This is a genomic window from Intrasporangium sp. (assembly GCF_030452765.1).
Taxonomy (GTDB): domain Bacteria; phylum Actinomycetota; class Actinomycetes; order Actinomycetales; family Dermatophilaceae; genus Intrasporangium_A.
In genome coordinates, this window is record NZ_JAKDLO010000023.1 from 1 (window position 1) to 17842 (window position 17842).

The window sequence follows — 17842 nt, forward strand, 5'->3', positions numbered from 1 at the left end:
AAACACACACGCGTCCGGTCGCCTACCACTCCCTGCTGCGTTGGTTCACCACGGCCGCGTCCACCGGTCCCACAGGTCGTTCGGCCCGACGACCGGTCGCGTCCGCGCACTCTCGGGATCGGACAGCCCGTGGTGGGACCAGAGGGCCACCGGCGCACCGAGCCCGCCATCGGACACGTCCTGGGCGCGCATGTCAGCCCAGGAAGTAGGCCGGGTCGGCGGGGTAGCGTGCCCCGGCCGCCGGCCGCTTGGCACCGTAGAACGGCATACCGCCCGACGTGCCCGGCGCGCTACCGCTCGCGGCAGCGGTCACCGCGGTGCCGACGCGCCGAGCTTGCCTGCCCACCGGCGCGGGCACCACTGCTGAGGCTGGCGGCCATCTGCGGACCGTTCCGTCGCGACCGGCCCGGGCCGCCCGGGCGGGGACCCGGTGGGAATGCTGCTGCGTTGACATCTGCGTTTGGCCTGCCTACTCGAAACCAGCTCCTGAGTAAGCTGCCGGGGTCTAGGGCAGCACCACGAGAATGTGTGCCAATCCTCGCGGCCGGGGTCCGGGGCCGCGCAACAAAAAGATAGCAACGACGCCACGGAATGCCCAGACCCCTGCACAGACTCCGGTCCGCCGTCCGGGACCTCGGTGCCCACCTGGGCGGCCGCCCCGGGATGCGCCCAGATGTGCACGGACGCGGGGCTCCCACGCCCTGCCGGCCGGTCTACCGCCCCGTTCGGCCCCGAGCGGTCCGTTCGGGGGCGAGCAGGTCGGTCACGACGTCGACGGCGTGGTCGGTGGCCGCGTCATCGACGTCGAGGTGCCAGACGAGTCGCACCAGCGCCGGCCCGACGGCATACAGCCGGACACCGCGCTCCAGGGCCGCAGCGACGAAGTTGGGCGCGGTCCAGCCTGCGGCGGAGACGTCGGCGATGACGATGTTCGTCCCGACACTGTCGGGCACGACGCTGCCGGGGGCCGCGTCGGCCATCGCCACTGCGGCGCGGTGGGCCCGCGCGTGGTCCTCGGCGAGCCGCTCGATGTTGTGGTCGAGGGCGTACAGCCCGGCCGCGGCGAGGATGCCGGCCTGCCGCATCCCCCCGCCGAAGCGCTTGCGCCAGACCCGCGCCTCGGCCATCGCCTCGGCAGACCCGAGCAGGACGCTACCGACCGGCGCGCCCAGGCCCTTGCTCAGGCATACCGACACGGTGTCGAACTCCCGGCCGTAGTCGGCGAGGGCGACCCCTGTCGCCACGTGGGCGTTCCAGAGCCGGGCCCCGTCCAGGTGCATCGCAACCCCGGCCGCCCGGGTCAACCGCCGGGCGGCGCGGATCTCCTCGAGGGACTGGACCGTGCCACCGCCGAAGTTGTGGGTGTTCTCGACGACCACGACGCCGGTGCAGACCTGGTAGGGCCCGACGCCGGTGACCATCATCGCGGCCGCATCCTCCGCGCGGAACCGGCCGGCTTCGGCGACCCACGTGCGCGACGTGATCCCCGAGAGCGCGGCCGCGGCGCCGAGCTCGGCCCGCACGACGTGCGCCAGCGAGTCTGCGACGAGCTCGGCTCCGGGGCCGGCGTGCAGGCGCACCCCGAGCTGGTTGGCCATCGACCCGGACGGCGTGAAGAGCCCCGCCGGCTGGCCGATCAGCCCGGCGACCCGCTCCTCCAGGGCCCGCAGGGTCGGGTCCTCACCGAAGACGTCGTCGCCGACCTCGGCCTGCGCCATCGCCTCCCGCATGGCGGGCGTCGGTCGGGTGAGCGTGTCGCTCAGCAGATCGGCAACGATGGACGCCCCGCTCACGCCTGGCCCAGCATCTCGGCGACGAGGAACGCCAGCTCGAGCGACTGTTGGTGGTTCAGGCGCGGGTCGCACAGCGACTCGTAGCGCTTCTCGAGGTCGGTGTCGTTGATCTGCGCGGTGCCCCCGAGGCACTCGGTTACGTCGGTGCCGGTCAGCTCGACATGGATGCCGCCGGGGACGGTCCCGAGCGACTGGTGCACCTCGAAGAAGCCTCGCACCTCGTCGACGATGTCGTCGAAGTTGCGGGTCTTGCGCCCGGTGGTCGCCTCGAAGGTGTTGCCGTGCATCGGGTCGCAGATCCAGGTCACCTTTGCGCCCGAGCCGCCGACCTTGTCGAGCAGCGCCGGCAGTGCCTCCCGGATCGTGTGCGCGCCCATCCGGGTGATGAAGGTCAGCCGCCCGGGCGTGCGGTCGGGGTCGACCTTGTCGATGATCCGCAGCACCTCGTCGACATCCGCCTTGGGACCGAGCTTGACGCCGATCGGGTTGCTGATCCGCGAGACGAAGTCGATGTGGGCGCCGTCGAGCTGACGGGTACGCTCCCCGATCCAGACGAAGTGGCCGGAGGTGTCGTAGAGCTTGCCGGTGCGCGAGTCGATGCGGGTCAGCGGCCGCTCGTAGTCGAGCACGAGCGCCTCGTGCGCGGCGAAGAACTCGACGGTGCGCATCTTGTCGAAGTCGGCCCCGCAGGCCGCCATGAAGCGCATCGCCTTGTCGATCGCGCGCGCCAGCTGCTCGTACTTGGCGTTGGCCGTCGTGCGGACGAAGCCGCGGTTCCACTCGTGGACGTAGCGCAGGTCGGCGAAGCCGCCGGTGGTGAACGCGCGGACCAGGTTCAACGTCGCCGAGGACGCGTGGTAGGCCCGGACGAGGCGCTGCGGGTCGGGCGTCCGGGCGGCCTCGTGGAAGGTGAAGTCGTTGACCATATCCCCTCGGTAGGCCGGGAGGGACACGCCCTCACGCGTCTCAATCGAGGCCGAGCGTGGCTTGGCGAACTGGCCGGCCATCCGACCGACCTTGACGACGGGCTTGCTCGCACCGTAGGTGAGCACGGCCGCCATCTGCAGGATCGTCTTGATCCTGTCCCGGATGCTGTCGGCCGTGGCACCCGCGAACGTCTCGGCGCAGTCGCCGCCCTGCAGCACGAAGGCGTCGCCGTCGGCGGCTGCGGCCATCCGCTCGGCCAGGATGTCGCATTCACCGGCGAAGACGAGCGGCGGGTACGAGCGGAGCGTCTCGACCACACCGGCCACCGCCGCCGTGTCGGGCCAGCCGGGCTGCTGTACCGTCTCGAGCTCGGACGCCGCCGCGAGCATGGCGGCGAGCCTGTCTTCCCCTGCGGGGATCGACGCGGTGGTGGGGTCGGACGCGCTCGTGGTCACGCTCCACAGGGTAGACGGCGGGCATCCGCACGGACGGCCGGGTCCGGATGCCGAACCCTGGGCGACCGGATGCCGCTCAGCCGGCTCCCCTGCGCCTGGCGGGCTCGGCGAGACGTGGCGTCACGAGGCCACGGAGGCGTCGCCGCCGGACTGCTGCTCGCCCGCATCGGTGGGGGGCGTCAGCTGCCTGGGCACGACGGGCTTGCCCTCGGCGGCGTCGAGGGCCTCCTCCAGCTCGGGCGCCGTGCTGCCCGGCTTGGCGGCCTCCTGCAGCTCCCGGGCCTTCGCGCGGGCGGCAGCGACGATGCGGTCCTTCATCGACGTCGCATACATGTCGACGTACTCCTGCCCGGACAGCAGCATGAGCTCGTAGATGATCTCGTCGGTGATGGAGCGCAGCACGAAGCGGTCGTCCTGCATGCCCTCGTACCGGGAGAAGTCCAGGGGCCGGCCGATCCGGACACCGATCCGCATGATCCGCGGCAGCCTCTTGCCGGTCGGCTGCGCCTTGTCGGTGCCGATCATGGCGACCGGGATGACCGGTACACCGGCCTCGAGGGCCATCCGGGCGACCCCGGTGCGGCCTCGGTAGAGGCGGCCGTCCGGGGAACGGGTGCCCTCGGGGTAGATGCCGAGCAGCTCGTCGCGTCGCAGCACCTTGAGCCCGGAGGTGAGGGCCGCGTTGCTCGCCGTGCCACCGGATCGGTCGACGGGGAGCTGGCCGACGCCTCGGAAGAACGCGGCTGTGAGCCGGCCCTTGAGTCCGCTGCCGGTGAAGTAGTCGCTCTTGGCGAGGAACGTGACGCGGCGCGACACGACGACAGGCAGGAAGATCGAGTCGGAGAACGACAGGTGGTTGCTGGCCAGGATGGCGGCCCCCTCGGTGGGGACGTACTCCTCGCCCTCGACCCATGGCCGGAAGAGCAGCCTGAGGATCGGCCCCAGCACGATCGTCTTGAGGAACCAGTAGAACACTCGCGCGCCTCCCGTCGTCGCCCGCCTGAACTCTACGACACTCGCCTACCCGGGCGGCGGCGTGCGAGGATTCGATCATCATGAACGACCATGAGCTGGACGCGGAGTTCGAGCGGATCGTCGCCGGGTGGGACGAGACCGCTGACGAGCCGGCTCCTGCTGCCGATCCGCCGCCCCGCCCGGGCCCGGAGCGTCCGGACGAGCCCGACGAACCGCCACCTGCCAGCGGTGCCCTGCCGCTGCCGGGCACGATACGAGGGCTGCCGGTCACCCCGACGACGCCTCAGGTCTGGCGTGGCGGCACCGGCGATGATGACGAGGCGGTCGCACCCGAGGACGACGAGGACGACCACTTCATCCCGCCGCCGGTGGAGCTGCCGTCGGCGGAGGACGACCCGATGTACTGGGCCACGGTGTGCCTTCTCGCGGGCGGGCCGCTGCTACTGCTCTACGTCCTCATCTTCGACCGCGGCGGCAGCGGCTGGTGGGTCGTGACCGCGGTGGCCATGACCGTCGTCGGCTTCGTCATGCTCGTCGTGCGAGGTGGCTCCAACCGCGACCCCTTCGACGACGGCACCCGCGTCTGACCCCGTCGCCCAGGCCAACGCCATCATGGCCGGGTGTACAGCTGGTCGACTTGCGATCACGACGTCGACGCCATCCACCGGGCCGCAGCACCTACCGGTCGGGTCCAACAGCTCCCGGGCGCGCTCAGGTGAGCCTGTGGAGCGCCTGCTCGAGCGCGGCGGACACCTTCTTGGACTGCGCCGCGGCGTTCTTCAGCAGCGTCGTGACCTCGTCATCAGGTGCCGGTACCGGAGCCGGCTGGGTGATCGGGGTGAAGACCGTGCAGTCGCCGTCCCGGCCCAGCAGAGTCTGGAAGTCGGCGAAGGAGAACCATGCCCTGCCCGCCTGGCCCCAGGAGGTGCCCCACGTGTTGGTCATCCAGATGCGCTCGGTATCGGTGTCGAGCTGGTCGAGGACGTACTCATGGCCGCCCTCGACCGAGCCATCCGGGTGCAGCCGGCCGTCCGGGTCCGGGGTGAACATGGCCTTGGTCCAGTCCGTGCCCACGATCACCGGTTGGCTCGACAGCGCGGTCAGCAGCGCATCGAGGCTGAACGCGTGGGTGTGACCGCCGCCAAACGTCACGGACGGGCCACCGGGAGGATGAGGTCGGCCCAGCACGGCCGGTGGTCCGATGCGGCAACGAGGTCCTCGTGAAGGGGATGCACGACGGGGTCCACCGGTGTCGTGCTGACCTCCGGGCTGGCGAAGATGACGTCGAGGGCTGACGTCGGGTGGTCGGCCGGGAAGGTCGGATGCTCACCCGAGACCTTCCGGTAGGCGGCGGCGAGGCGTGCCCAGGCGGCACCGGTCGCGCCCTCGTTGAGGTCCCCGGCCACGACGGCGGGGTGCGACACGCCGGCCAGGACCTCGGCCAGGTGTCGCTCCCGCTCGTCGGCACGCAGCCCGAGGTGGACGCTGGCCACCCACAGCGGCTGGGCACCGGGCACCGACAGCAGCTGAGCGGCATACCCCCTCGTCCGGTCGGGGAAGCGAACGGTCAACCGTCGCGTCACGGCGCGGTGCGTGTGCACGCGCAGGGCCGTGAGGATTGCCGTGCCGCCGGAGCCGCGGCGTCCGCCGGCCCAGTAGAGGCCGCATGCGCGCGCGAAGGCAGGCAGACAGAACTCCGTCGTGAGCCGACGTGGCACCTCCTGGAGGCACAGGACGTCAGGCTGGATGGCGCGCACGACCCGGGCTGCAGCCACCCGGTCGTCGAGCAGGTCGCGCAGGTTGTAGCTCGCGAGCCGGACCCGGCGGCCCTCGATCATCCGCCGGCCCGTGCCAGCTCGGCGGCCCCGATGAGCCCGGCGTCGGCACCGAGCCGGGCTCGGACGATCGCGGCCTCGGGACGGTAGCCCCGACCCGGCAGCTGACGGCGGAAGGCCTCGCGGGCCGGGCCGAGCAGCAGCTCCCCGGCGGCACTGACACCGCCGCCGACGACGAAGCATCCGGGGTCGAGCGCTGCAGCGAGGTTGGCGATCCCGAGGCCGAGCCACTCGCCGACATCCCCGAGCAGCTCCCGCGCCGTCGGGTCGCCCGCCTGCGCTGCCTCGGTGATGAGCGGGCCGGTGAGGGCGGACTCGTCGGAGCCGAGCCGTTCGCGCAGGTCGCTGACGACGGGGGAGCCGGCCGTGATGAGGTCGCGCGCCTCGCGCACGAGCGCGTTGCCGCTCGCGTACTGCTCCCAGCAGCCCCGGTTGCCGCACTCGCAGCGCAGCCCGGCGGGCACCACCTGCATGTGGCCGAACTCGCCCGCGATCCCGTGGCGGCCGCGGGTCACGTGCCCGTCGACGAGGACCGCACCACCGATGCCGGTGCCGAGCGTGATCATGACGACATGCGACTCGCCGATGGCGGCGCCGAAGCGCGCCTCGGCCCAGAGGGCGGCATTCGCGTCGTTGTCGATCGTCACCGGTGGGTCGAGCCGAGCCTGGAGCCGGTCTCGAAGCGGCTCGTTGCGCCACGACAGGTGCGGGGCGAACACGACCGTCGCCCGGTCCGCCCCCACGAAGCCGGCCGCACCGACCCCAACGGCGACGATCTGCTCACCGTCGCTGCTCTCGAGCAGCTCCTCGACGCACGCGACGATCGTGTCCTCGACGACCTTGGGCGAGGTCGACCGGTGCGGGGTGCTGCGGCGAGCCCGGTGCAGGATCTGCCCGGACTCGTCGACCACTCCCCCGGCGACCTTGGTACCACCGATGTCGATCCCGACCGCCAGACCACGCATCACACTCCGCCCTCGGCAGGGTGTCCACGCTCGTCCCCATCGCTGCTGTCCGCCTCGGCCGGCTGCTCGCGGTCCCGACGGGAGCGCTGCACGACCGCAAGGTCGCGCAGCCCCGTCGCCGCGAGCTCGACGACCTCTGCGAGCCGGTCGATCGTCTCCGGGCTGACCCGTTGCACGAAGGCGATGAGCTGACAGACTGGGCAGAGTCCACACGCCGCGGGCCGCTGACCGCCGCACGTGCAGGTCGGCGAAGCATCGGCGCTGCCCTCATCAGGCTGCCCGGAGGGCTTGGAGGGCGTCCTCGTGGCCGAACCGCCGACACCGAGCCCCGAGAGCAGGTCGACGAGCCGGGCCGCCTCCTCGGCGACCGTGCCGACGGCGGGGCGGTCGCCGTCGTGGCCGTCCGCGCTCGTGGTCACGCGGGCGGAGCCTCGACCCGCCTCTTGAGCTCCTTGAGCGCGGTGTCGATGATGACCTTCTCCGCCTTGCGTTTGAGCATGCCGAGCATCGGGATCTTGAGGTCGACGGCGAGGCGGTAGGTCACCGTCGTCGCATCTCCGGCACGGGTCAGGGTGTACGAGCCGTCGAGGGCGGACAGGACGGTCGCCGAGACCATCGTCCACGACACCACCCCGCTGCCATCCTCGACGACGTCCCAGTCGTAGCTGAGCACGTACGTGTCCTTGATCGCGCCCGCGTCCAGCGTGAACTCGACTCGGTCCGCCCAGCCATCGCCATCCTCGGCGAGGATCGCGGCGTGCTTCATGTCCCCGGCCCACTCGGGGTACGCCTCGAAGTCCGCGATGACGTCGAGCACCTCGGCGGGTGGCGCATCGATGGTGATGGTGCTCTCGGTCCGATTTGCCATGCGCCGAAGACTAGCGCCTCGACGCCCACCCCCCCGGGTAGGGTGCAGACACGACTCCCCCAGGCCAAGGAGGCACCCGTGATTGAGCTTGTGGTCGAGGCACTCGTCCCCGACACCACCGAGGGCAGCCTTGCCGACCTGCCAGGTCGCAATGCGCATCTCGACCCGCAGGGGATCGCGTTCTCGAAGAAGGCCTCGGCGGGGTCGTGGTCCCATGTGACCTGGTCGGAGTTCGCCGCAGACGTCGACTCCGTCGCCAAGGGCCTCATCGCACAGGGCGTGGCGGTGGGCGACCGGGTCGGGTTGATGTCGCGGACCCGCTACGAGTGGACCCTGCTCGACTTCGCCGTCTGGCGGGCCGGCGGTGTGGTCGTGCCGATCTATGAGACGTCGTCCGCCGACCAGGTCCAGTGGATCCTCGGCGACTCGGACGCGCGGGTGGTCGTCGTGGAGACCGACGCCCACCGAGCGACCGTCGAGGGGGCTCGGGAGTCCCTGCCCGTGCTGGAGCACATCGTCCAGATCGAGGGCGGCGGCGTCGACGGGCTGCGCGAGCAAGGGCAGGACGTGCCCGAGTCCGACCTGCACGACCGGTCCTCGTCCCTCGACCGCTCGAGCATCTCGACGATCATCTACACCTCTGGCACGACGGGTCGCCCCAAGGGGTGCGAGCTGACCCACGACAACTTCCTCGCGCTCGCCGAGAACGCCATCGAGAAGCTGAGCGGCGTCGTTCGCGCCAGCGGCTCCTCCACGCTGCTCTTCCTCCCCCTCGCGCATGTCTTCGCCCGGTTCATCGAGGTGCTCTGCGTCGCCGCACGGGCCCGGATGGGGCACTCGTCGGACATCAGGTCGCTGCTCGACGACTTCGCGACCTTTCGCCCCACCTTCGTCCTGGCGGTCCCCCGCGTCTTCGAGAAGATCTACAACTCGGCCGAGGCGAAGGCCGCCGCGGACGGCAAGGGAAAGATCTTCCTGCGCGCCGTCACCGTCGCCATCGCCCACAGCGAGGCGCTCGACGCGGGTGGCCCCAGCCTGCCGCTCCGGGTCCAGCACGCCGTCTTCGACCGGCTCGTCTACGGCAAGCTGCGGGCCGCGATGGGCGGCCAGGTCAGCTACGCCGTCTCGGGCGGCGGGCCGCTCGGGACGCGGCTCGGCCACTTCTTCCGCGGGATCGGCGTGACGATTCTCGAGGGCTACGGCCTGACCGAGACGACGGCCCCCGTCACCGTCAACACCCCGGACAAGATCAAGATCGGCACGGTCGGTCCGCCGCTGCCCGGGTGTGGTGTCCGGATCGACGCGGACGGCGAGATTCTAACCCGAGGAGTCGGAGTCTTCGCGGGATATCACGACAACGAGCAGGCCACCCATGAGGCGATGGACGACGATGGCTGGTTCCACACTGGTGACATCGGCGAGCTCGACGCGGACGGTTACCTGAAGATCACCGGTCGCAAGAAGGAGATCATCGTCACTGCCGGGGGCAAGAACGTGGCGCCGGCCGTGCTCGAGGACCGGCTCCGGGCCCACCCGCTCGTCTCCCAGTGCATCGTCGTCGGCGAGGGCAAGCCGTTCATCGGAGTTCTCGTCACGCTCGACAGCGAGATGTGGCCGTTGTGGGCGAAGGCTCACGGGCTTGCTGACCTGTCGATCACCGAGGCACCGAACACCCCGGTCGTCCTCGAGGCCCTCCAGACGGCGATCGACCGAGCCAACGAGGCCGTCAGCCGGGCGGAGTCGATCCGCAAGTTCGCGATCCTGCCCGACGACTTCACCGAGGAGAACGGTTACCTGACGCCGTCGCTCAAGCTGAAGCGTCCGCTTGTGCTCAAGGACTTCGCGGACGAGGTCGAGAAGCTCTACGGCTGAGCCGTGACGCGGAGCAGCTCCGCGACCCGCCGGCGCCACGCGATCAGCTCCGTGCCCTCCTCGGTGCCCACCGCACGGAACGCTGACGCCATCGTCCCGCTGTCCGTCGCCGTGCGGTAGAGGGCGAGCAGGCCTGCCTGCCCGTGCCGGCCGGCGATCGTGCGACACGCGAGCAGCGCCAGCCCGTATGACGCCGAGAGCGTGCCGCTGTCCGGCGCGAACTGCGCGTCGGAGGGCCAGTGCGTCGGCATGCCGGCGCGCCTCGCCTGCTCGAGAGCCGGCCGGACGATAGCCGGCTCGGGCATGCGCACGTCGCGGTACGCGACGTACTCGGCGAGCCCCTCGGACAGCCACAGCGGGACCCCCCGGCCTGCGGTGGCGCGCGTCGTCAGGTGGGTCAGCTCGTGCGCCAGGACGACCTCACGGCCTGCCGTGCTCAACGCGGACCAAGCCGTGGGGACCAGCACGACCCGGTCCGCTCCGGCCCGACCATTCTGCTCGAGCGGACCGTCCGTCACGGCCGCCACCCCATCCAGCCGGCCCGGCGCCCGGCCCAGCAGGTACGCTGCCGAGGCGTCTGTGTCGGGCACGACGACGACCGCCGGCCGGGTGCCACCGAGCACTCCCGCGACGCGACGTGACGCGACCGTCGCCTGCCGGGCGATGGCCTCCGCACGTGACGGCGTCCCGGAGACGGCGACGAGAACGGAGGGGCCCGCACGGACCTGCAGGTCGGGCAGGTCCCACGGCTGGGGCCGGTCCAGCGGGCGAGAGCCGATCAGGGCCACTTGGCTCTTCCCGGCAATCTCGTGCGGGCCGGCCGTTGTCCCGTCCACCGTCACCTCGAGGCTGAACCGCCGCGGGGCCGTGTCGAAGCCGGTGAGCCGGTAGGACAGGTCGACCGCCATCCGTCGAGTCCAGCCGCTGGCCCGGTCCTCGGCCGGACCCAGGGAGCGGACCCCCATCAGGCGGACATCGCGCACCCGAAGCATCCGCATCCGGTCGAACAGCGCCTGTTGCCGGGCGATGAGGTCGGGACCCCTGAGTCCCTGCAGCCACCTGCGCAGATCTGCGCGCCGCAGGCCCTCGATGCGGGTCTCGAACAGGTCGTGGACCGCCTGCTCGGTGCTCGTGCCGAGGGGGGCACGAGTCTGGGCCACGCTCTGGTGGCGTGCGGGGAGATCAGCGACCGGGCGACCTGACCAGGCGCACCCTCCCACGAGGACGGCCATGGCCAGCAGCGCCGCCGGCGCCGGCGCGAGGCGGCGCATCGTCAGCCGGCGGCACGCCGGTGCCCGGCTCGGGCCCGAGGTGGCCGGGGATCCTGCACCGCCCGGGCCGCGCGCGCGGTCTCGGACCTGACGAGGCCGGCCGAGACCAGAGCCGAGACGGCTCGCCGCTCGGCACGGTCCAGTGGCAGGCCCTTGGCAGCCGCGGCAGCCTCCGGCCCGCTCCACACCGGCGCGCCGGACTGCACGGGCAGGTGCCCGAGCGCCGTCACCAGACACTCGGCGCAGCGGACCTTGCGGACCGGACAGGTATCGCAGTCGACAAGCATTCTGATCGCCTCCTTCACATCGTCACGCACCATCGTCACGATCATGTGGCCCACACGCTAGGTGCTCCCTCCGACAGACCCCGTCCGTCGCGCCTCCCGGGCCATGTCGGTGGCCCGCCATACGGTCGGCACATGCAAGCGATCCAGAGCACCTTCGACGACCTCGGCACTGCGTTGGCCGAGGTCACGTTCGTCGTGGTCGACCTGGAGTCGACCGGCGGCAGCCCGGTCGAGTGCGCCATCACCGAGATCGGGGCCGTGAAGGTCCGCGGCGGGCTGGTGCTCGGCGAGTTCCAGACGCTGGTCAACCCTGCCGAGCCGATCCCGGCGTTCATCTCCGTCCTCACCGGCATCACCGATGCGATGGTTGCCGACGCGCCCCGCATCGAGTCGGCCCTGCCTGCGTTCCTCGAGTTCGCCCGCGACAGCGTCCTGGTGGCCCACAACGCCGCCTTCGACATCACCTTCCTCAAGGCGGCGGCGGCACGCACGGAGCAGGTCTGGCCCGGCTTCGAGGTCGTCGACACCCTCCACCTCGCCCGTCATCTCGTGGGTCGCGACGAGTCGCCCAACCACAAGCTCTCATCCCTGGCCCGCGTGTTCTGCGCCCGCACGACACCCGACCACCGTGCCCTGCATGACGCCAGGGCCACCGTCGACGTCCTGCACGGCCTCATCGAGAGGGTGGGCAACCTCGGCGTGCGCACCATCGAGGAGCTGGGCAGCTACACCTCACGGGTGACGCCGGCGCAGCGACGCAAGGCCTACCTCGCCGATGGCCTCCCCCATGCCCCGGGTGTCTATCTCTTCAAGGACGGCGACGGCCAGGCCCTCTACGTCGGCACGAGCCGTGACATCCGGTCGCGGGTCCGCACCTACTTCACCGCAGCCGAGCAACGCAGCCGGATGACCGAGATGGTGCGCCTGGCCCACGTGGTGGCGCCCATCGTGTGCCAGACCGTCCTCGAGGCCCAGGTGCGAGAGGTGCGACTGATCGACGAGCACGCACCGCGCTACAACCGCCGGTCCAAGAACGCCCGCCGCGCGGTCTGGGTCCGGTTGACCCGAGAGCGTTTCCCGAGGCTCTCGATCGTCCGCACACCACCGGGAGACGGCTCCGCCTGCATCGGACCGTTCCGCTCCCGTGCCGTCGCGCAGGAGGCGGTCGACGCCGTCCACGAGATCCTGCCGTTGCGCCAGTGCACCAAGCGGCTGACGGGCCCGTCGTCGGCGTGCGCCCTGCTCGAGATGGGGCGGTGCAGCGGGCCGTGCACCGGCACGCAGCAGGTCGACGAGTACGCGGTCGTCGTCGCCGAGTGCGAGGCGATCTTCCGAGGCGACGCCCGGCCGGGTGCCGACAAGCTGCAGGCGCGCCTGTCCGCCCTGGCCCGGCAGGAGCGGTTCGAGGACGCCGCGATCGTGCGGGACCGGTTCCTGCACCTCGTGCGTGGCGCCGCGCGGGCGCAGCGCCTCGCACCCTTGGCTGCGACGCCAGAGCTCGTTGCCGCACGGCGCCACCACGAGGGTGGCTGGGAGCTCGTCTGTGTCCGTCACGGCCGGCTGGCGGGCACTGCGGTCAGCCGCCGCGGCACCGACCCGATGGTCCAGGTCTCGACACTGAGGGCAACCGCCGAGGTCGTCGTGCCGGACGGGGGCCGGCCGGCCGCCCTGACCGAGGAGACCGAGCTGGTGCTGCGCTGGCTCGAGCAGCCGGACGTCCGGATCGTCGACCTGGACGGCGAGTGGAGCTGTCCCGTCGGGGGCGCCGACGCCATCCGCCACGCCCTCGAACCCGTCGTTGCCTCCGCCGGGCAGGTGCCGAGCTTCGATCGCGACGCCTCTCATCCCGTCCGGCGGGGCTCAGCCCTGCTGCGCGCTGGATAGGGTCGTGCTGGATAGGGTAACGAGCGTGATCACCGCCATCGTCATGATCAGCTGCGAGGTCGACCGTATTCCAGAGGTCGCCGAGACCGTCGCGAACATCCCGGCCGTCTCCGAGGTCTACTCCGTCACCGGAGACTCTGACCTCATCGCCATGGTCCGGGTCCGAGAGCACGATGAGTTCGCAGACGTCATCGCCGACCGGCTCAACAAGGTCGAGGGCGTGACAGGCACCTCGACCCACATCGCCTTCCGCACCTACTCGGCCCATGACCTCGAAGCGGCCTTCAGGCTGGGGCTCGACGACGAGTGAGCGCGGGGCGAGGTTCCGGCCGGGCAGCGGTATGCCGCCGAGGTGGCGGGCAACGGGCAGCCCCGGACCTCTGGTGGCCGGGCGGTCAGAGCTCGATGACGACTTTGACGTCGCCGGCCTGAGGCGTGAAGGCCTCGCGGAACCTCTCGAGCGGGACCCGACGGGTGACGAGCCGGTCCAGCCAGCCGAGGTCGGCCTTGGCGAGGGCGTCGGCGCCCTGCTGGTAGTGGCGCAGGTTGGCGTTGACACTGCCGAGCACGACGTCATTCTCCAGGACGAGGTCGCGGTTGACCTGCCCGAGGTCGACGTCGAGCGAACGTCCGCCCGAGGACACCCCGGTCAGGCACGAGATGCCATAGGACGCGGTCTCGGCCATCGCGGCCAGGACCAGCTGGCTGACCCCGGTGGCCTCGATGACCACGTCGGGGTGGACCCGCTTGGCCACGGCGTCGACGGGGTCGTGGTGGTAGCTCGCGCCGAGGTCGGTGACCAGCCCCGGCTTGGGGCCGTCGGTGACGACATCGAGCACGTGCACGTCAAGGCCTCGCTGGGTGCCCAGCAACGCTGCGAGCAGACCGATCGGGCCGGCTCCGGTGACCAGCACGGTCCGTGGCTCGAACCAGGCTCGGGCGCCGATCCGCTCGACCTGCTCCCACGCCTTCGCGACGACTGTGGTCGGCTCGAGGAGCATCCCGACGTGCTCGAGCCGCGGATCGAGACCCACAGCGTAGTCCTGCTCCACGGACCACTGCTCGCTGCAGTAGCCGTGGATCTGTTTGATGCCACGCTCGGTGTACCGGCCGTTACGGCACATGTCGAACTCGCCGTGCGCGCAGGCACCGCACGGGACCGGGTCCGGGCGCCGGACCACCCCGACGACCAGGTCACCCTCGCGAAAGGCGCTGCCCTCCGGCGCCGCTCGCACCCGACCGAGCGACTCGTGGCCCAGGACGAGACGCTCCTGGCCGGGCGGCGCCCAACCGTAGTCCCCGGCCGCGATCTCCTTGTCCGTGCCGCACACCCCGACCGCGATGCCGGCGACGAGCAGGTCGGTGCTCGAGGCCACCGGCTCCGGCACATCGCGCACCTCGAGGGTGTTTGGGGTCAGCGGGATCGTCGTCAGGGCTCGCACCTGCTCAACATACCCATCAGCTGCTGCTCGTCGAGGCAGTCGCTCAGGGTAAAGGGCGGTTGCCGGCGGATCAGTGCTGCGGACGCGTGGCGGCCACCCAGCGGGACACGAGCTCGGAGGCGGCGCCGTGGTCGATCGCCTCGGCCGCCCCGGCCATCCCTGCCCGCAAGTCGCGCTCGAAGTCGTCCTGGGTCGAGCCGGAGTCGCGCTGCGCGAGGGCGAGCGCGATACCGGCGTTGAGCAGGACCGCGTCCCGCACGGCACCGGGTGCACCGGAGAACACGTCGCGCACGACCTGGGCGTTGTGCCCGGCATCCCCACCACGCAGCGACTCGACCGGGTGCAGCGGCAGGCCTACGCGCTGGGGGTCGACGCGGCGCTCGACGACCGTGCGGTCGCGCACCCACCACACGCGGGTCGTCGTCGACACGGTGACCTCGTCCAGCCCGTCGTCGCCACGGAACACCGCGGCGTCCGTGCCGCGCTGGGCGAACACCCCGGCGATGAGCGGCGCCATCCGTGCGTCGGACGAGCCGACGGCGGCATACGTGGGCTGCGCCGGGTTGGTCAGCGGGCCGAGGAAGTTGAAGGCGGTGCCGATGCCCAACTCACGACGAGGCACCGCCGTGTGGCGGAAGGACGGGTGGAAGATCTGCGCGAAGCAGAAGGTGATGCCGACCTCCCCCGCGATCTCGGCGACCCGCTCAGGCGTGAGGCCGAGGTCGATCCCGAGGGCCTCGATGACGTCCGCCGAACCCGACGAGGACGACGAGGCCCGGTTGCCGTGCTTGACGACACGAATGCCGGCGGCTGCGGCCACCATGGCCGACATGGTCGAGATGTTGACGGTGTGCGCCCGGTCCCCGCCGGTTCCGACGATGTCGAGGCTCGGCCCGGCGACCTCGATGCGACGCGCGTGCGCGAGCATCTGGTCGGCGAGGGCACGCATCTCGGTGACGCTCTCCCCCTTGGCCCGCAGGGCCATGAGGAACCCCGCGATCTGCGACGGGGTTGCCTCCCCCGCCATGATCTCGTCCATCACCCATCGGGCCGACTCGGTGTCGAGGTCGGTGCCGGCGAGAAGGGTCGACAGGACGGCGGGCCAGGTGGGTCGGTGCTCCTGGCTCATGCCTCAGGCGACCGACGTGGTGGTCCGCGCGAGATCCGCCACGGCCGACGCGAGGGCGATCGGGTCGAGTGGGTGCGGTACGGCCAGATCGGCGAGCGACCAGGCCGCCAGCCAGCTGTCCTGCGGCCGACCCGTGAGGACGATGACCGGCGGGCAGTCGAAGATCTCGTTCTTCAGCTGTCGGCAGATTCCCATTCCGCCGACCTTGGCGGCCTCGCCGTCGAGGATGAGCATGTCGAATCGGTCGGCCCGCACCGCGCTCTCGACCGCGGCGTGCGTCGCGCACTCGTGCCAGCGGACCACCTCGACGTCCTTGGCGGGGCGCCGACCCACGGCGGCGCGCACTGCGTCGCGCGTCGTGATGTCATCGCTGTAGAGCAGCACGCTGACGCGGTGCAGGCCCGAGCCCGCCCCGCTCGGGGCGTTGCCGGACGTCGTGCCGGGGGTCGAAGCGGTCATGCGGGCGATGCTACCGGGCTGCGGTGCAGCCCACTGTCAGGCCGGGCCGAACATCGGTAACGTCTGGGGCACTGGGCCTGGTTCCAGCAGGTCTTGATCACGAATCGACGGCATCCGCTCGGAAAAGCGGGGGGTCGCTACCGCACAGCGCACGGAATGTGGGAATAATGACCGACGTGGCCACAGCATCGATACCTCCCAGCGCTCTTGCCGACACCGGGCACGGCCCCGCGACCCGCCCGAACATGGTCGCGGTGGGCACGATCGTCTGGCTGTCGAGCGAGCTCATGTTCTTCGCCGGCCTCTTCGCGATCTACTTCCAGTTGCGCGCGGTGCGCCCGGAGCTATGGGCGGAGAAGACGGAGCAGCTGAACGTCACCTTCGCAGCCATCAACGCTCTGGTCCTGGTCATCTCCTCGGTGTGGTGCCAGCTCGGCGTGTGGAAGGCGGAGAAGGGTCAGAAGGCCCGCACCGGTTCACTGCTCGACATCGCGAACTGGGGCATGCGCGAGTGGTACGTCGTCACGTACCTCTTCGGCTCCTTCTTCATCGCCGGCCAGGTCTTCGAGTACTCGGAGATGGTGCACGACGGGATCACCCTGTCGTCCGACGCCTACGGCTCGATCTTCTACATGGCGACCGGCTTCCACGGCCTGCACGTGACCGGCGGGCTCATCGCGTTCCTGCTCATCATCGCCCGCACGTTCACGACCCGGCGCTACACGCATGCCAACGCCACCGGCGCGGTCGTCACCTCGTACTACTGGCATTTCGTCGATGTCATCTGGATCGCGCTCTTCTTCACGATCTACATCCTGCAGTGACCTCCAACCAGCGACCTATCACCATGGACGACAGGACCTCACAGTGAAAGCACTGGCCGCACGCCGCCGACACCCTGCTGCGATCGCTCTGCTGATTCTCGTCGGCCTGCTGGTCACCGGCGGCGCCTACTCGTTCGCCGCGCCGAAAGACGCGAACGCCTCGGCGGCTGCCGCCGACACCGTCGCCCAGGGCAAGACCCTGTTCCTCGCCAACTGCGCCTCGTGCCACGGCACCGGCGCGCAGGGCACCAACGAGGGGCCCTCGCTCTACGGCGTCGGAGCAGCGGCAGTCGACTTCCAGATGAGTACCGGGCGCATGCCCATGACATCACCCAACGTCCAGGCCCCGGCTCAGCAGGACATCAAGTTCACCAGCGACCAGATCGCCGCCATCGCCGCCTTCGTCGCCTCGCTGGCTCCAGGCCCTGCCGTCCCGGACCAGCAGTACACCACCGTCATCGAGCCGGGCACCCAGGAGAACAACGAGGCAATCGCCCGGGGCGGTGAGATCTTCCGGGTCAACTGCGCCATGTGCCACAACTTCGCCGGCGCCGGTGGCGCCCTGACCCGAGGCAAGTACGCACCCCCCCTGCAGGGCATCGATCCGGTGCACATCTACGAGGCGATGGTGACCGGCCCGCAGTCCATGCCCGTCTTCAGCGACACGAACATCAAGCCCGCCTCGAAGCAGCAGCTCATCTCCTACCTCCACGCCATCGAGAACAGGCCGGAGCAGGGCGGCATGACGCTGGGCAACCTCGGCCCGGTCTCCGAGGGCCTGTTCGCCTGGACCTTCGGCATCGGCATCCTCATCGGCTGCGCCATCTGGCTCGGGAAGAAGGCCGCATGAGTCTCC

The 17842-nt window shown here is 70.9% G+C and carries 20 protein-coding genes; 6 read left to right on the forward strand and 14 right to left on the reverse strand.

Annotated elements, in window-relative coordinates; all coding sequences use genetic code 11:
* Positions 1–193: 193 nt before the first annotated feature.
* From L0H79_RS04750 to L0H79_RS04765, 4 genes are all read right to left on the reverse strand, one after another.
* The gene (locus L0H79_RS04750) at positions 194–346 is read right to left on the reverse strand and encodes a hypothetical protein (RefSeq protein ID WP_301483408.1); all 153 of its coding nucleotides are present in this window, start codon (positions 344–346) and stop codon (positions 194–196) included.
* A 367-nt stretch (positions 347–713) separates the two neighbouring features.
* Positions 714–1793, reverse strand: coding sequence for a low specificity L-threonine aldolase (locus L0H79_RS04755; protein WP_301483409.1), 1080 nt, complete (start codon positions 1791–1793; stop codon positions 714–716).
* Entirely contained in the window at positions 1790–3109 is a 1320-nt protein-coding gene (locus tag L0H79_RS04760; RefSeq protein ID WP_301483442.1) for a class II 3-deoxy-7-phosphoheptulonate synthase, read from the reverse strand. Before L0H79_RS04760 ends, L0H79_RS04755 begins: the two co-directional genes overlap by 4 nt.
* Positions 3110–3295: 186 nt before the next feature.
* Entirely contained in the window at positions 3296–4150 is an 855-nt protein-coding gene (locus L0H79_RS04765) for a 1-acyl-sn-glycerol-3-phosphate acyltransferase (protein ID WP_301483410.1), read from the reverse strand.
* 80 nt (positions 4151–4230) lie between these two features.
* Between L0H79_RS04765 and L0H79_RS04770 the strand changes: the two genes are divergently transcribed.
* Complete coding sequence (locus L0H79_RS04770) at positions 4231–4737, forward strand: hypothetical protein (protein WP_301483411.1); 507 nt, start codon at positions 4231–4233, stop codon at positions 4735–4737.
* A gap of 124 nt (positions 4738–4861) precedes the next feature.
* Here the strand turns inward: L0H79_RS04770 and L0H79_RS04775 are convergent, their stop codons facing one another.
* Genes L0H79_RS04775 through L0H79_RS04795 form a run of 5 tightly spaced genes read right to left on the reverse strand, consistent with a single transcriptional unit; the run spans position 4862 to position 7818 of the window.
* Positions 4862–5302: a hypothetical protein gene (locus L0H79_RS04775; RefSeq protein ID WP_301483412.1), complete on the reverse strand. Its 441-nt coding sequence runs from the start codon at positions 5300–5302 to the stop codon at positions 4862–4864.
* Positions 5299–5988, reverse strand: coding sequence for an endonuclease/exonuclease/phosphatase family protein (locus L0H79_RS04780; RefSeq protein ID WP_301483413.1), 690 nt, complete (start codon positions 5986–5988; stop codon positions 5299–5301). Before L0H79_RS04780 ends, L0H79_RS04775 begins: the two co-directional genes overlap by 4 nt.
* Positions 5985–6950 carry an ROK family glucokinase gene (locus tag L0H79_RS04785; RefSeq protein WP_301483414.1) on the reverse strand — a complete coding sequence of 322 codons (966 nt, stop codon included), beginning with the start codon at positions 6948–6950 and terminating at the stop codon, positions 5985–5987. The genes L0H79_RS04780 and L0H79_RS04785 overlap by 4 nt, the downstream gene beginning before the upstream one ends.
* Positions 6950–7369 carry a hypothetical protein gene (locus tag L0H79_RS04790; RefSeq protein WP_301483415.1) on the reverse strand — a complete coding sequence of 140 codons (420 nt, stop codon included), beginning with the start codon at positions 7367–7369 and terminating at the stop codon, positions 6950–6952. The genes L0H79_RS04785 and L0H79_RS04790 overlap by 1 nt, the downstream gene beginning before the upstream one ends.
* Positions 7366–7818: an SRPBCC family protein gene (locus L0H79_RS04795; RefSeq protein WP_301483416.1), complete on the reverse strand. Its 453-nt coding sequence runs from the start codon at positions 7816–7818 to the stop codon at positions 7366–7368. The genes L0H79_RS04790 and L0H79_RS04795 overlap by 4 nt, the downstream gene beginning before the upstream one ends.
* 78 nt (positions 7819–7896) lie before the next feature.
* Between L0H79_RS04795 and L0H79_RS04800 the strand changes: the two genes are divergently transcribed.
* Positions 7897–9690, forward strand: a complete 1794-nt coding sequence (locus tag L0H79_RS04800) for a long-chain fatty acid--CoA ligase (RefSeq protein WP_301483417.1) — start codon at positions 7897–7899, stop codon at positions 9688–9690.
* Here L0H79_RS04800 and L0H79_RS04805 read toward each other — a convergent pair.
* Both L0H79_RS04805 and L0H79_RS04810 read right to left on the reverse strand, forming a co-directional pair.
* On the reverse strand, positions 9681–10850 hold the full coding sequence (locus L0H79_RS04805) for a hypothetical protein (protein ID WP_301483418.1): 1170 nt from the start codon (positions 10848–10850) through the stop codon (positions 9681–9683). The two genes, L0H79_RS04800 and L0H79_RS04805, sit on opposite strands and share 10 nt — an antisense overlap.
* Before the next feature lie 113 nt (positions 10851–10963).
* Positions 10964–11281, reverse strand: coding sequence for a hypothetical protein (locus L0H79_RS04810; RefSeq protein WP_301483419.1), 318 nt, complete (start codon positions 11279–11281; stop codon positions 10964–10966).
* 99 nt (positions 11282–11380) lie between these two features.
* Between L0H79_RS04810 and L0H79_RS04815 the strand changes: the two genes are divergently transcribed.
* Together L0H79_RS04815 and L0H79_RS04820 are read left to right on the forward strand one after the other, a co-directional pair.
* Positions 11381–13132, forward strand: a complete 1752-nt coding sequence (locus L0H79_RS04815) for a DEDD exonuclease domain-containing protein (protein WP_301483420.1) — start codon at positions 11381–11383, stop codon at positions 13130–13132.
* A gap of 25 nt (positions 13133–13157) precedes the next feature.
* A complete protein-coding gene (locus L0H79_RS04820; protein ID WP_301483421.1) occupies positions 13158–13442 on the forward strand; it encodes an Lrp/AsnC family transcriptional regulator in 285 nt (94 codons plus the stop codon).
* A gap of 85 nt (positions 13443–13527) precedes the next feature.
* Here L0H79_RS04820 and L0H79_RS04825 read toward each other — a convergent pair whose 3' ends face one another.
* From L0H79_RS04825 to L0H79_RS04835, 3 genes are all read right to left on the reverse strand, one after another.
* A complete protein-coding gene (locus L0H79_RS04825) occupies positions 13528–14574 on the reverse strand; it encodes a glucose 1-dehydrogenase (RefSeq protein WP_301483422.1) in 1047 nt (348 codons plus the stop codon).
* A 70-nt stretch (positions 14575–14644) separates the two neighbouring features.
* Positions 14645–15703 (reverse strand): anthranilate phosphoribosyltransferase, encoded by a 1059-nt coding sequence (trpD, locus tag L0H79_RS04830; protein WP_301483423.1) that lies wholly within the window; start codon positions 15701–15703, stop codon positions 14645–14647.
* Positions 15704–15706: 3 nt separating this feature from the next.
* Positions 15707–16162, reverse strand: a complete 456-nt coding sequence (locus L0H79_RS04835) for a response regulator (RefSeq protein ID WP_301483424.1) — start codon at positions 16160–16162, stop codon at positions 15707–15709.
* A gap of 167 nt (positions 16163–16329) precedes the next feature.
* Between L0H79_RS04835 and L0H79_RS04840 the strand changes: the two genes are divergently transcribed.
* Together L0H79_RS04840 and L0H79_RS04845 are read left to right on the forward strand one after the other, a co-directional pair.
* Complete coding sequence (locus tag L0H79_RS04840; RefSeq protein ID WP_301483425.1) at positions 16330–16986, forward strand: heme-copper oxidase subunit III; 657 nt, start codon at positions 16330–16332, stop codon at positions 16984–16986.
* A 43-nt stretch (positions 16987–17029) separates the two neighbouring features.
* Entirely contained in the window at positions 17030–17836 is an 807-nt protein-coding gene (locus L0H79_RS04845) for a c-type cytochrome (protein ID WP_301483426.1), read from the forward strand.
* Positions 17837–17842 lie beyond the last annotated feature (6 nt).